This is a genomic window from Microvirga sesbaniae, assembly GCF_025460805.1.
Lineage (GTDB): Bacteria > Pseudomonadota > Alphaproteobacteria > Rhizobiales > Beijerinckiaceae > Microvirga > Microvirga sesbaniae.
In genome coordinates this window covers 102,317-116,103 of sequence record NZ_JAMXFJ010000016.1, presented here as the reverse complement: position 1 = coordinate 116,103, position 13,787 = coordinate 102,317, and the positions used below count along the sequence as shown (strand labels likewise).

Genomic DNA, 13,787 nt, shown 5'->3' with positions numbered 1-13,787 from the left:
GTTGCGTTCGATGTCCCCGACGAGCCCGGGAGCGAAGCATGTCGTCCAAGTTCCATGCGAGAAGCGCCGTCTCCTACGACCAGCTCATGGGCCGCTGGAGCCGGAGACTGGCGAGACCCTTTCTCGCCTTCGCCGGGCTCGATGCGGGCGAGCGGGTGCTCGATGTCGGGTGCGGCACGGGCAGCCTGACCTTCACGATCCCTCAGGTGGCCGAGATCGCCCGCATCGACGGGATCGACTTCTCCGAGACCTATGTGGAAGCCGCGCGGGCGCGCAACACCGATCCCAGGATCACCATCGCGCGCGGCGACGTCTGTGCGCTTGCTTTCGAGGATCGTGCGTTCGACAGGACCCTGGCGCTGCTCGTGCTCCATTTCGTGCCGGAATCGGAACAGGCCCTGCGCGAGATGAGCCGCGTGACGAAGCCCGGCGGAGTGGTGGCGGCGGCCGTGTGGGACAGCTACGGCGGCATGCCCTACCAGCGCATGTTCTGGGACACGGCCGCGGCGCTCGATCCCTCCGCCGCGTCCCACAGGCGCGAGAGCTATTACAAGCCCCTGACCCGGTCCGGCGAGATGCGGGCGCTGTGGACCCGGGTCGGCCTTGCCGACGTCGCCGAGGTCCCGCTGATGATCCGCATGGACTATTCCGACTTCGAGGATTTCTGGAAGCCCTATGCCGCGGGAGAGGGCCCGCTCGGGACATACGTGACCGGGCTCGACGACAGGGCTCGATCGGCCTTCGAGCGGGCCCTGCGCGCCGCCTACGAGGCGGGCGAACCGGACGGCCCGCGCTCCTTCGCGGCGGTGGCCTGGGCCTGTCGCGGCACCGTGCCCGAAGGATGGCACCAGGGCTGAGCACCGCCATACCCGTCGGGCAATCTTCCCCTGCGGCCGCGACAGGTTCCCATCCCGGGCCTCCCGTGGTATCGCGCCCGCATCTCTTCCCTTGAATGGAGCGGCCGCCATGCCGAGCGACCTGAAGCGCGTCTCCCGCGCTCTGCTTTCCGTATCCGACAAGTCGGGTCTCGTGGACTTCGCCCGCGCGCTCTCCGGGCGCGGCGTCGAGCTGGTGTCCACGGGCGGCACGCACAGGGCCCTGAGCGAGGCGGGCCTGCCCGTGAAGGACGTGAGCGAGCTCACGGGCTTTCCGGAGATGATGGACGGGCGCGTGAAGACCCTGCATCCCGCCGTGCATGGCGGCCTGCTCGGGATCCGCGAGAACCCCGAGCACCAGGCGGCCATGCTGGCGCATGGGATCCGGCCCATCGACCTGCTGGTGGTGAACCTCTATCCGTTCGAGGCGACCGTGAAGGCCGGCAAGCCCTATGACGACTGCATCGAGAACATCGACATCGGCGGGCCGGCCATGATCCGTGCGGCCGCCAAGAACCACGGCGACGTGGCCGTGGTGGTCGACGGCGCCGATTACGCCGCCGTCCTGGAAGACCTGGCCCAGAACGACGGCTCGGTGACGCTCGCCCTGCGCCGGCGCCTCGCCCAGAAGGCCTATGCCCGCACGGCCGCCTACGACGCGGCGATCTCCAACTGGTTCGCCGGCGAGATCGGCGAGGAGACCCCGCCCGTTCGGGCCCTGGGCGGTGCCATCGCCGAGGTGATGCGCTATGGCGAGAACCCGCACCAGAGCGCGGCCTTCTACCGCACGCCGGAGAGCCGCCCGGGCGTCGCCACCGCCCGCCAGGTGCAGGGCAAGCAGCTCTCCTACAACAACATCAACGACACGGACGCGGCCTACGAGGCCGTGGCGGAGTTCGCGCCCGAACGCTCCGCCGCCATCGTGATCGTCAAGCACGCCAACCCGTGCGGCGTCGCCGAGGGCGCCACGCTCCGCGAGGCCTACGAGAAGGCCCTGCGCTGCGACCCGGTCTCGGCCTTCGGGGGCATCGTGGCCATGAACCGGCCCCTCGACGCGGAAGCCGCGAAGGCCATCACCGAGATCTTCACCGAGGTGATCATCGCGCCCGACGCCACCGAGGAGGCGATCGCCATCGTGGCGGCCAAGAAGAACCTGCGCCTGCTCCTGGCCGGCGCCCTGCCCGATCCGCGGGCGGAGGGCCTGACCCTGCGCACGGTGGCGGGCGGCTTCCTGGCCCAGAACCGCGACAACGCGGTGGTCGACGCCATGGACCTGAAGGTGGTGACGAAGCGCGCGCCCACGGACCGGGAGCTGGAGGATCTGCGCTTCGCCTTCCGGGTCGCCAAGCACGTGAAGTCGAACGCCATCGTGTACGCGAAGGATCTCGCGACGGTCGGCATCGGGGCCGGCCAGATGAGCCGGGTCGATTCCTCCCGCATCGCCGCCTGGAAGGCCGCCGAGGCCGCGAAGGCCGCGAACCTGCCCGAGACCCTCGCCCGCGGCTCCGTGGTGGCCTCCGATGCCTTCTTCCCCTTCGCGGACGGCCTGCTCGCGGCCGCGGAGGCCGGCGCCACCGCGGTGATCCAGCCCGGCGGCTCCATGCGCGACGACGAGGTGATCAAGGCCGCCGACGAGGCGGGCCTGGCCATGGTGTTCACGGGACACCGGCATTTCCGGCACTGAGACCGGCCGTCACGGATCGTCTCCGCCACCCGCTCGTCATGGCCGGGCTCGTCCCGGCCATCCCGATGATGTGAAGCGCCGAGCCCATCCGATCGGGATCACCGGCACAAGGCCGGTGATGACACGAGGTGCCGCTCCCGAGGACGATGACATTTCTCATCTCTCTTCCCATCTCAAGCGGAGCAGAGGGAGACGCTCATGATCATCACCACCACGCCGTCCATCGAAGGCCGCCGCATCGGGTCCTACCGCGGCATCGTGTCGGGCGAGGCGATCCTCGGCGCCAACGTGTTCCGCGATTTCTTCGCCTCGATCCGCGACGTGGTCGGCGGACGGGCGGGCTCCTACGAGCGCGTGCTGCGCGACGGGCGCGACACGGCCCTGCAGGAGATGATCGAGGAGGCCGAGCGCCTCGGCGCCCATGCGATCGTCGGCGTGCACCTCGATTACGGGGCGCTGGGCAAGAACGAGGGCATGATGATGGTGTCGGTCAGCGGCACGGCCGTGACCCTGGACTGACCGGCGCTCACACGCGCTTCACGCCGCTCAGGAGCCAGAACCCGGCGAGCAGGAACAGGATCAGCACCGCCGGCCCCGCGGCCTGCGACTGGAAGACCGCTGTCGCGACCGCGACGGCGAGCGGGGCCAGGAACGACGTGACCTTGCCGGACAGGGCGAGCAGGCCGAAATAGCGGCCGGCCTCGTGGGCCGGCACGAGCCGCGCCAGCAAGCTGCGCGAGGAGGCCTGGAGCGGCCCGGCCACGGCCCCGATGACGAGGCCGAGCCCCACGAACAGCTTTTCGGGCGCCGAGCCGTAGAGGCCGTCGTCCGGGCCGGGCGATGCCGTCGGGATGGCGAACAGGATGTGGTCGCGCCCGAGCGACAGCACGCCGACGCACACGAGGGCCAGGACGAGGATCGCGCCCAGGATCACCGGCTTGGCGCCGATGCGGTCGTCGAGCCTCCCGCCGATCAGGGCGCCGAGGGTGCCCGTGATGGTGAGCAGGATGCCGAAGATGCCGAGCTCGATCGCCTGCCAGCCGAACACGCCCGCCCCGTAGATGCCCCCGAAGGCGAAGAGCGCCACCAGGGCGTCCTGGTAGACCATGTTGGCGATCAGGAACCGGCCGACGCTCTCGTGCCGGCGGGCATCGGCGACGGTGCTCCTCACCTGCTCGATGCCCTGTCGTGCCGCCTCTTTCAGGCCCATCCCCGAGCGCGGGACGTCGGGGGTGAACAGGAAGAGCGGCAGCACGAAGACCAGGAACCACAGGGCCGAGAACGGGCCCGTGATGCGGTCGCCCTCGCGGGTCGCCGGATCGAGGCCGAACAGGGGATCGAGGCCGAAGACCGTCTTCATCGTCACGGGATCGGCCGCCAGGAAGCCGAGCACGATCACGAGGGACACGAGGCCTCCGCAATAGCCCATCGCCCAGCCGGTGCCCGAGAGGCGGCCGTAGCGCTCCGGCGGCACGAGATGCGGGATCATGGCGTTGTTGAACACCGCCGCCACCTCCACGGCCACCGTCCCGAAGGCGAAGCCCACGAGCGCGACCGCAATCCCCGAGGGCAGTCCCGGCGCCGCATACCACAGGGCGAAGGACGCGATGAACAGCACGAGCCCGCAGGACGCGATCCAGGGCTTCTTCGGGCCGGTCGCGTCCGCGATGGAGCCGAGCACCGGCGACAGGACGGCGAGCACGAGCCCGGCCGCGGCCGTCGCATAGCCCCACAGGCTCTGGCCGGTCACCGGATCGGGCGCGAGCGCGGAGGCGAAATAGGGCGCGAACACGAAGGTGGTGACGAGGGTGAAGAAGGGCTGGCAGGCCCAGTCGAACAGGAGCCAGCCGAGGATCGCCGACCGGGGGGCCTTCGGTGGGGACGCAAGGGGGTCGAGGTCTCTCACGGGGCTTGTGTTTCCACTCTCTTGCGTCTCGCCCAACTCATCACGCCCAACTCATCCCGCCCAGGTCATCCCGCCCAGGTCATCACCGGCCTTCGGCCGGTGATCCCGATCGGAAAGGCGTGGCGCTTCACATCATCGGGATGGCCGGGGCGAGCCCGGCCATGACGGAGAAGTCGCACGCGGTGACCATCATCCCCTTCCACGTGGGGAGAATGTTCAGCCTCAGCTCATCCGCGCGAGGTCGCCGAGCAGGCTTGCCGCCACGGTGATCTTCGACAGGGTCAGGCCCGACGACACGATGCCGTCGACCGCGCTCCGGATGCGGGCGACGTCGGCGCCGCGCTTCTCGCTCCAAGCCCGCACGGCCTCGGCGCCGGACAGGTCCTGCGACGCCACCTCGGCGGTCAGGCCGCGATGGGCATAGGCGATGCTGTCGACGGCCCGGTCGAGGGCGAGACGGTCGAAGTAGTCGCTGACCGCGATGTCCTGGGCGGCCGCGATGAGCGCCCCGAGCCGGAACGACGCCTCGAGGGCGAAGTGGGTGCGGGCGATGTCGTCCACGGGCTTGCCGGTCTTCTGCGCGGTCTGGACGATGTCGGGCGCGGCCACGAGATCGGGCAGCGACGCGATGCGCCGTGCCAGCTCCTCCGGCGCGCCCTCGTCCATCAGCTCCTTCGTGCGCGCCTCCCAGACGGCCTTGGCGTCCGGCGACAGGGTCTCCTGGAGACTGCGCTCCACCTCGGCGATCCCGGCCCTGTAGGTGCCGATGATCTCGTCGAGGGAATGGTTGACGAAGTCCACGTTGCGGATGAACCAGACGATCCGGTTCATCAGGAGATCCTGCAATTCGCCGTAGAGGCGCAGCTGCGCCTGACCGGGCACGACGCCGTCGAGCGCGTCGATGGCGACGTTCATCTCGGTGAGGCCGAAGGAATCTCGGGTGGCCGCGTAGGCGGCCGCGATCGTCGGGGCGTCCGCGCCGGTCTGGTCGACGAGGCGCGCCACCATGGTGGGGCCGCCCCGGTTGATGATGGCGTTGGCGAGCTGCGTGGCGATGATTTCGCGGCGCAGGCGGTGGCCGGCGATCGCGTCCGGGAAGCGCTCGCGCATCTCGGCCGGGAAATACCGGTCCAGCTCCTTGCCGAGATAGGGATCGTCCGGCACCGGGCTCTCCAGCAATTCATCGTGCAGGGAAAGCTTGGCATAGGCGAGCAGCACCGCGAGCTCCGGCCGGGTCAGCGCCTCGCCGCGGCGCCCGCGCTCGGCGAGCGTGCTGTCATCCGGCAGATACTCGACGGCCCGGTTGAGGCGTCCCTGGGCCTCCAGCATGTGCATGAGCCGGCGCGCGAAGCCCAGATCGGCGACGCCGAGCCGCTCGGAGAGCGAGATCGCCAGGGTCTGCAGGTAGTTGTTGCGCAGGACGAGCGCCGCCACGTCCTCGGTCATGTCGGCGAGCAATTCGTTGCGCTGCTCCTCCGTCAGGCGCCCGTCGCGCTCCGGCGTGGTGAGCGCGATCTTGATGTTCACCTCCACGTCGGAGGTGTTCACGCCCGCCGAGTTGTCGATGGCGTCCGTGTTGAGGCGCACGCCGCTCTGCGCCGCCTCGATGCGCCCGCGCTGGGTGACGCCCAGATTGGCGCCCTCGCCGATCACCTTGGCGCGCACCTCCGGGCCGGTGATGCGGATGGCATCGTTGGCGCGGTCACCCACCTGCTCGTCGGTTTCCGTGGACGCGCGGATATAGGTGCCGATGCCGCCGAACCAGAGCAGGTCGACCCGGGCTTTCAGGATCGCGTTCATCACCTCGGCGGGGGTCGCCTGCGGCTTGTCGATGTCGAGCAGGGCGCGCATCTCGTCCGAGAGCGGGATCGACTTCGCGTTGCGCGGGAACACGCCGCCGCCGGCCGAGATCAGGCTCTTGTCGTAATCCTGCCAGCTCGAGCGGGGCAGGTTGAACAGGCGCTCGCGCTCGTTGAAGGAGATCTCCGGATCCGGGCTCGGATCGATGAAGATGTCGCGATGGTCGAAGGCCGCCACGAGCTTGAGCGCCCGCGACAGCAGCATGCCGTTGCCGAACACGTCGCCCGACATGTCGCCGACGCCCGCGACCGTCACGGGCGTGGTCTGGATGTCCACGTCGATCTCGCGGAAATGGCGCTTCACCGCCTCCCAGGCGCCGCGGGCCGTGATGCCCATCTTCTTGTGGTCGTAGCCCTGGCTGCCGCCGGACGCGAAGGCGTCGCCGAGCCAGTGGCCCTTCTCGATGGAGAGCGCGTTGGCGATGTCCGAGAAGGTGGCCGTGCCCTTGTCGGCGGCCACCACCAGGTACGGATCGTCGCCGTCGTGGCGCACCGTGTCGGCGGGCGGCACGATGCTGTCGCCGACGATGTTGTCGGTGAGCTGCAGGAGCGTGCGCACGAAGATGCGGTAGCTCTCGGTGCCCTCCGCCAGCCAGGCCTGCCGGTCGCTCGCCGGAGGCAGGTGCTTGGGCACGAAGCCGCCCTTGGCGCCCACCGGCACGATGACGGCGTTCTTGACCTGCTGCGCCTTGACGAGGCCCAGCACCTCGGTGCGGAAATCCTGCGGCCTGTCGGACCAGCGCAGCCCCCCGCGCGCCACCTTGCCGAAGCGCAGATGCACGCCTTCGACGCGGGGGGAATAGACGAAGATCTCGTAGAGCGGCCGGGGCAGCGGCAGACCGTCCACCTTGGCGCATTCGAACTTGAACGCGATGGTCTGGCGCGGCAGGCCGTTCTCCTCGAGCTGGAAGAAGTTGGTCCGGATGGCCGCCTCGATCAGGTTGACGAAGCGGCGCAGGATGCGGTCGTCGTCGAGGCTCGTGACCTCCTTGAGCTTCTCCTCGATCCGCTCGCGGATGGCCGCCTCGGCGCCGGCCCGGTCCTTGTCCTGGCGCGGGTCGAAGCGGGCATAGAAGAGCTTGACGAGATCGGCCGCGATCGCTCCGTGGCGGGCCAGCGTCTCGGCGATGTAGTCCTGCGCGTAGGTGACCTGGATCTGGCGCAGGTAACGGCCGAGGGCCCGCACCATGGCGACGTCGCGCCAGCCGAGGCCCGCCTCCAGCACGAGGCGGTTGAACCCGTCCGATTCCGCAAGGCCCCGGAACAGCGCCAGCAGGGCCGCTTCGATCGGGGCCTGGATCTCGTCGATCCGGATCGCCCCGCCGGAGGCCCGCTCCAGGGTCATGTCGTGCAGCCAGACCCGGTCCGTGGCGCTGAACGCGACCCGGTAGGTCCTCTCGTTGACGACGCGGAAGCCGAGATTTTCCAGGAGCGGCACGCGCTCCGAGAGCGGCAGCGCCACGTTGAGCGAGAACACCTTGAGGTTCACGCGGGTCTCCTCGTCGCCCTCGCGGCGGTAGAGATCGACCGCGCGCGGACGCGCTTCGGAGAGCTGCTCCAGGAGGGCGATGTCGGCGATCGCCTGCTCGGCCCCAAAGGCCTCGCGATAGGCGGCGCTGAACGCCTCGCCGTACCGGGACGCGAGGGCCCGCGCCCGGGCGCCGCCGACGCTGGCGTCGAGCGCGTCGCGCAGGGCGTCGCTCCAGGTGCGCACGATGGCGGCGATCCCCTTCTCCAGGGTCTCGCGCGGCACGTCCGGCGTGCCGCCCTCGTCGCGCCCGATGATGTAGTGGGTGCGCGCGAGCGGGCCCTCCGGATAATCCGGGTAGGACGCGGAGACGCGGCCCTCGTAGATGCTGGCCAGGAACTGGCCGATGCGCTGGCGCGCCTGGGTGTCGTAGCGGTCCTTCGGCACGAAGACGAGCACCGAGACGAAGCGGTCGAACTCGTCAACGCGGGCGAGCGCCCGCACCCGCGGGCGCTCCGACAGGTTCATGATGTCGATGGCGAAGCGGTAGAGCGTGTCCTCGTCGATCTGGAACAGCTCGTCGCGCGGATAGCTTTCGAGCACGTTGAGGAGCGCGCGGCCCGCATAGCTCGCCGGATCGAAGCCGGCGCGGGCGACGACCTTCGCCACCTTGAGGCGCAGGTAGGGCACTTCTCCGGTCGTGTTGGTGTAGGCGCTCGCCGTGAACAGGCCGACGATGCGCAGTTCGCCCCGCAGGTGCCCGCTGTCGTCGAACAGCTTGACGCCCACATAGTCGAGATGGGCGCGGCGGTGGACGCGGGACTTCACGTTCGCCTTGGCGATGATCAGCGCCTGCGGGCGCGCCAGGAAGGCGCGGATTTCCGGCGTCATGGCCACCAGCTCGCGCCCGCGCCGCAGCACGCGCACGGACGGATCGCGCAGCAGGCCGAGGCCCGAGCCTTCGACCGGGTCGGCCGCGGTGTCGCCGGAGGGCAGGCGGTATTCGCGCAGCCCCAGGAAGGTGAAATTGTCCCGGGAGATCCAGTCGAGGAAGGCGATCGCCTCCTTCACCTCGTCCTCCGGCAGCGGCGGAGGATTGAGGCGGTAATTGTGCACGATCTCGGCGATCCGGGCGCGCATGCCCGGCCAGTCGTGCACCGCCACCGAGACGTCCCGGTGGACGAGGCGCATGGTCTCGATCAGGCGGGCGCGGGTCTCGCCATCATCGATGCGGGGCAGGTGGATGTGGATGAAGCTCTCCCGCTTCACCCCGAGGCGCAGGGCGGCCGTGGCCTCGCCCACGAGGCGCACGAGCGCGCCGCCGGAATCCCGCTCCACGGCCAGGATCGGATGGGCCACGAGCAGCGGCTCATAGCCCTGGTCCACAACCTCGGCGAGGGTCGAATCGAGCAGGAACGGCATGTTGTCGTTGACGATCTCGAGCACCGTCACGTCCTGGCGCCGGCCATCGCGCTCGATCTCGAAGTCAAAGAGGCGGATGTCCGCCCCGTCGGCGGTGCGCGAGGCCTTGAGATGCTCGAAGGCTTCCGCAGCGAGAGCCGCCAGGGTCTGGGGCGAATAGGGGACCAGATCCTCGGGCGGGACCCGTCCGAACAGATCGCGCACGAAGGTCGGCGGCGTGGCCTTGTGACCGGATTCCAGCACGGCGACGGCTTCCGCCGTCAATTCGCTTCCGCTGGTCGGTGTATCCAGCTTCATGCGCGCATCCTCTTATCTGTTTGGTCGCGGGAGCGTTGCCACAGTGTGGCAGGTTGCGCAACAAAAGCATAAGGGTCCGAGCAAAGTACGGTAAAGTTGCTGCGCCGCACAGGCACTTTACGCTGCCTCGGCCTCCACGGACGACAGATTCGCGTCGCCCCATTCCTTCATGGCCATCAGCACGGGCTCCAGGGAGCGTCCGCGCACGGAGAGCGTGTATTCGACCCGGGGCGGCACCTGGGCATAGACGGTCCGCACGATGAGGCCGTCGGCCTCCAGCTCGCGCAGCTGATGGGTGAGCATGCGCTGGGTGATCGACGGGATGAGGCGGCGCAATTCGTTGAAACGCAAGGTCCCGCGCAGGAGCTTGTAGAGCACGATGATCTTCCACTTTCCGTCGATCAGACTCATGGTCCGCTCGACGGAGCATCCCTGAACTCTCGGCGCCTTCTGCGGCATCACGGTATCCTTTTCGACACTATGGGCTGTTTTTGTGCGTTCTTGCGAACCCTAACACTATGCTCAAGTATCGACCCGTCAACAGGAGACATGCCATGCGCGCCGTCGGCTACCAGCAATCCCTTCCCATCGACCAGGACGCCTCCCTGATGGACGTCGAGCTGCCCCGCCCCGACCCCGGAGCGCGCGACCTGCTCGTCGAGATCAGGGCCGTGGCCCTCAACCCGGTCGACACCAAGGTCCGCATGCGGGCTCAGCCTGAGCCGGGCGGCGTCAAGGTCCTGGGCTTCGACGCGGCGGGGATCGTGAGGGGCGTCGGCAAGGACGTCTCCCTGTTCCGGGAAGGCGACGAGGTGTTCTATGCGGGCGCCATCACGCGCCAGGGCACCAACGCGGAGTTCCACGTGGTCGACGAGCGGCTGGCGGGCGCGAAGCCGAAGACCCTCTCGTTCGAGGAGGCGGCCGCGCTCCCGCTCACCACGCTGACCGCCTGGGAGACCCTGTTCGACCGTCTCGAGGTCAAGCGCCCGGTCAAGGGCGCGGCCAACGCCGTCCTGATCGTGGGCGGCGCCGGCGGCGTCGGGTCCATCGCGGTCCAGCTCGCGCGGCAGCTCACCGATCTGACCGTCATCGCCACCGCGTCACGACCCGACACCCAGGCCTGGGTGAAGGAGCTCGGCGCCCATCACGTGATCGATCACGGCAAGCCGCTGGCCGCGCAGGTCGACGCCCTGGGGATCGGAGCGCCGGCCTTCGTGTTCTCCATCACCCACACGGAGGATCATTTCGCCGAGATCGCCAAGGCCGTTGCGCCGCAAGGCCGCTTCGCCCTGATCGACGACCCGAAGGCGCCCCTCGACATCAGCCTCCTGAAGGGCAAGAGCGTGTCGATCCACTGGGAATCCATGTTCACCCGCTCCACCTTCCAGACCGCCGACATGGAGCGGCAGCACGAGATCCTGAACGAGGCGTCGCGCCTGGTCGATGCGGGCACGATCCGGACCACGCTGGCCGAGGTGGTCGGGACGATCAATGCCGCCAATCTCAGGCGCGCGCACGCTCTCATCGAGAGCAACCGCACGCGAGGCAAGCTCGTGCTGTCGGGATTTTAGCGCATCGTGCGGACCCAGCGGGCCACGCTCGCAGCCCTCCGGGTCCGCGCCGAACCATGCGCCGCTTCAGGAATTGAGCATCGGACATGAAAAGTGGGCCCACTTTTCATGTCCGATGCTTTAGACAATCTCTTCCGTCATCACCGGGCTCGTCCTCGTCCCGGTGACGGCGCTCGGAAGATCCGGAGCCACAAGCAATCGGGATGGCCGGGACAAGCCCGGCCATGACGTGGTGAGAGCATGAATGATGGTCGCGCGTCACGCTCGACGTGTCAGGACAACGTTAACGCCAAAAAAAGAGGGCTTTGCGATCTGGACCATCGCAAAGCCCTTTAAACAGAAGAAAAGGCTGCCTTGAAGGGCAGCCCTGTGCCTCGAGGGTGGCCCGGCCCGTCGCGCGACTCAGAGGGCTGGGGGGCTGACGTGTCCAAGCCGTTCGATGAGCCGGGCCGTCGAGGCAACTTGAGCATTTACGGCATTCAGTGCGGCTCCATCACGGCGCGATTGAGGCAGGAATAAGATTTGCAGAAGAAGCCGTGATTCATCCTGTCGCCATGGGTTGATCCCTTAGCCGCCGAAGCCCATCATCAGGGCATGTTTTGCGAGTTATGGGAGGCGTCATGAGCGAAGGTGACATCGCAGAGCCGCTGCGCGGCGGCCCGATGCCGGGTTCGGCCCACATCGTTCCTTTCCCCGCCGCGCCGAAACAGGTGTCCTTCGACCGTGCCGAGTTGCAGGCCATTCTCAATCTCTACGGCCGCATGGTGGCGGCCGGCGAATGGCGCGATTACGCCATCGATTTCCTGCCCGACAAGGCCGTCTTCTCCATCTTCCGACGCACGTCCGAAATGCCCCTCTACCGGATCGAGAAGGACCCGAAGCTCGCCAAGAAGCAGGGTGCCTATTCGGTCATCGTGTCGACGGGCCTGATCCTCAAGCGCGGGCATGAACTCGCCCGCGTGCTGCGGGTGCTCGACAAGCCGAAGGTGGTGTCCGCTTAAGGCTTTTCGCCGGCTGCCGTTCTCGGAAGCCGCGGCCAGGGCCGGTGCTGCGACCGCTTCGCCATCCGGAACGCCCCCTTGCCCCTCGCGTTGCAGGAAGGATGCCGCCGAAACCCGATCCGGCGTCGACAGCGACACCCCATGAAGCAGCGAAGAGGGACCCGATGACGCGAGACCTCGCCGGCCTTTCCGTGGTGATCACCGGCGCGTCGAGCGGGATCGGCCGCGCCGCGGCGCTCGCCTTCGCCCGGCGGGGCGCCCATGTGGCCCTCGCGGCGCGACGAGCGGACCTGATCGAGGAGGTCGCCCACGCGTGCCGGGACCTGGGGGTCCGGGCGATCGCCGTTCCCACCGACGTGACCGATGCCGCCGCCGTCGACGACCTCGCCCAGGCGGCGCGGCGCGCCTTCGGCGCCATCGACGTCTGGATCAACAATGCCGGCACGGGGGTGTTCGGCCCCTATCAGGATGCGGACATCGCCCTCCACCGGCGCACCATCGAGGTCAACCTGCTCGGGTCGATGCACGGCGCGTATGCGGCCTTGCCCGTCTTCCTCGAGCAGGGCCGCGGCATCCTCATCAACACCGTCTCCCTCGGCGGCTGGGCACCGAGCCCGTTTGCCGCCGCCTACACGGCTTCCAAGTTCGGCCTGCGGGGGTTCTCGGCCAGCCTGCGCCAGGAACTGGTCGACCGTCCCGACATCCATGTCTGCGGCGTGTTCCCGGCTATCGTCGACACGCCGGGTTTCGAGCATGGCGCCAACGTATCCGGCCGGCAGATCAACCTGGGATCGCTGATCTATGCGCCCGAGGACGTGGCCGAGACTTTCGTGGCCCTGGTGCGCCGGCCGCGCGACGAGGTCGCCGTGGGATGGCCCGCGCGGGCGGCCCAGGTCGCCTATGCCCTGGCGCCGGGCCCGACCGAGCACCTGGCGGGCGCCTTCATGCGCCGGGCTCTCGAACGCGCCGCCCCGGCGCCGCGGACGGAAGGGGCCCTGCTGGAGCCCGTTCCCACGGGCCGGGGCGTGAGCGGCGGCTGGCGCGCCCGCAAGGGCCTGCCGTTTTCGGCTCGCCGCCCGAGCCGCATGGCCGGCGCCGTCGTCCTCGCGGGACTGGCGCTTCTGCTGGGCACGAGGGCTGCGGCGCGGGCTCGGCGCTGATCAGATCGGCCGGGTCGGCGGCTCGCCCGTGCCGCGTCCGAGCGGCCGCTGCATCAGCACGGTGGAGAGCCAGCGTCCGTGCTTGTAGCCGATGCCCTTCAGGATCCCGACGGGCTCGAAGCCCAGGCTCCGATGCAGGCCGATGGACCCCTTGGAGTCCTCGTCGCCGATGACCGCCACCATGAGCCGGAAATCCCGCGCCGCGCAATCCTCGATCAGCGCCGCGAGCAGCAGGCGCCCGACGCCCTGTCCCTGCGCGGCCGGGGCGACGTAGATCGAATCCTCCACGGTCGAGCGGTACGCCGGCCGCGTGCGGTAGGCGCCCGCATAGGCGTAGCCGAGGATCGCCCCGTCCCTCTCGGCGACCAGATAAGGATAGCCGCCCTCCAGAAGGGCGGCGCGGCGGCGCGCCATTTCCGCCCGATCCGGAGGATCGAGCTCGAACGAGGCGGTGCCGTGCGTGACCGCATGGGCGTAGATCGCCGTGACGGCATCCAGATCGGCATCGGTGGACGGGCGGATGAGGATGCTCATGAGGGCTGTC

10 protein-coding genes are annotated in these 13,787 nt (G+C 69.1%); 6 read left to right on the top strand and 4 right to left on the bottom strand.

Features of this window, described 5'->3' with window-relative positions:
- Window positions 1-38 precede the first annotated feature (38 nt).
- From OCW50_RS20765 to OCW50_RS20755, 3 genes are all read left to right on the top strand, one after another.
- Complete coding sequence (locus OCW50_RS20765; RefSeq protein WP_262298793.1) at window positions 39-857, top strand: class I SAM-dependent methyltransferase; 819 nt, start codon at window positions 39-41, stop codon at window positions 855-857.
- A 109-nt stretch (window positions 858-966) separates the two neighbouring features.
- Window positions 967-2,559, top strand: coding sequence for a bifunctional phosphoribosylaminoimidazolecarboxamide formyltransferase/IMP cyclohydrolase (gene purH, locus OCW50_RS20760; RefSeq protein WP_262298792.1), 1,593 nt, complete (start codon window positions 967-969; stop codon window positions 2,557-2,559).
- Between the two features lie 198 nt (window positions 2,560-2,757).
- On the top strand, window positions 2,758-3,078 hold the full coding sequence (locus tag OCW50_RS20755; RefSeq protein ID WP_262273579.1) for a heavy metal-binding domain-containing protein: 321 nt from the start codon (window positions 2,758-2,760) through the stop codon (window positions 3,076-3,078).
- 7 nt (window positions 3,079-3,085) lie between these two features.
- Here OCW50_RS20755 and OCW50_RS20750 read toward each other — a convergent pair whose 3' ends face one another.
- From OCW50_RS20750 to OCW50_RS20740, 3 genes are all read right to left on the bottom strand, one after another.
- A complete protein-coding gene (locus OCW50_RS20750; RefSeq protein WP_262298791.1) occupies window positions 3,086-4,465 on the bottom strand; it encodes an MFS transporter in 1,380 nt (459 codons plus the stop codon).
- 222 nt (window positions 4,466-4,687) lie between these two features.
- Entirely contained in the window at window positions 4,688-9,511 is a 4,824-nt protein-coding gene (locus tag OCW50_RS20745; RefSeq protein ID WP_262298790.1) for an NAD-glutamate dehydrogenase, read from the bottom strand.
- Window positions 9,512-9,628: 117 nt separating this feature from the next.
- Complete coding sequence (locus tag OCW50_RS20740; RefSeq protein ID WP_262298789.1) at window positions 9,629-9,970, bottom strand: winged helix-turn-helix transcriptional regulator; 342 nt, start codon at window positions 9,968-9,970, stop codon at window positions 9,629-9,631.
- A 95-nt stretch (window positions 9,971-10,065) separates the two neighbouring features.
- Here OCW50_RS20740 and OCW50_RS20735 point away from each other — a divergent pair, with 95 nt between their 5' ends.
- The 3 genes from OCW50_RS20735 to OCW50_RS20725 all read left to right on the top strand — a co-directional run bounded on the left by OCW50_RS20735 (window position 10,066) and on the right by OCW50_RS20725 (window position 13,243).
- Entirely contained in the window at window positions 10,066-11,082 is a 1,017-nt protein-coding gene (locus OCW50_RS20735; RefSeq protein WP_262298788.1) for a zinc-binding alcohol dehydrogenase family protein, read from the top strand.
- 620 nt (window positions 11,083-11,702) lie between these two features.
- Window positions 11,703-12,083 (top strand): DUF2794 domain-containing protein, encoded by a 381-nt coding sequence (locus OCW50_RS20730; protein WP_262270309.1) that lies wholly within the window; start codon window positions 11,703-11,705, stop codon window positions 12,081-12,083.
- A gap of 164 nt (window positions 12,084-12,247) precedes the next feature.
- Window positions 12,248-13,243 carry an SDR family oxidoreductase gene (locus tag OCW50_RS20725; RefSeq protein ID WP_262298787.1) on the top strand — a complete coding sequence of 332 codons (996 nt, stop codon included), beginning with the start codon at window positions 12,248-12,250 and terminating at the stop codon, window positions 13,241-13,243.
- On the opposite strand, the gene OCW50_RS20720 is transcribed toward OCW50_RS20725, so the two are convergent.
- Window positions 13,244-13,777: a GNAT family N-acetyltransferase gene (locus OCW50_RS20720; protein ID WP_262298786.1), complete on the bottom strand. Its 534-nt coding sequence runs from the start codon at window positions 13,775-13,777 to the stop codon at window positions 13,244-13,246.
- Window positions 13,778-13,787 lie beyond the last annotated feature (10 nt).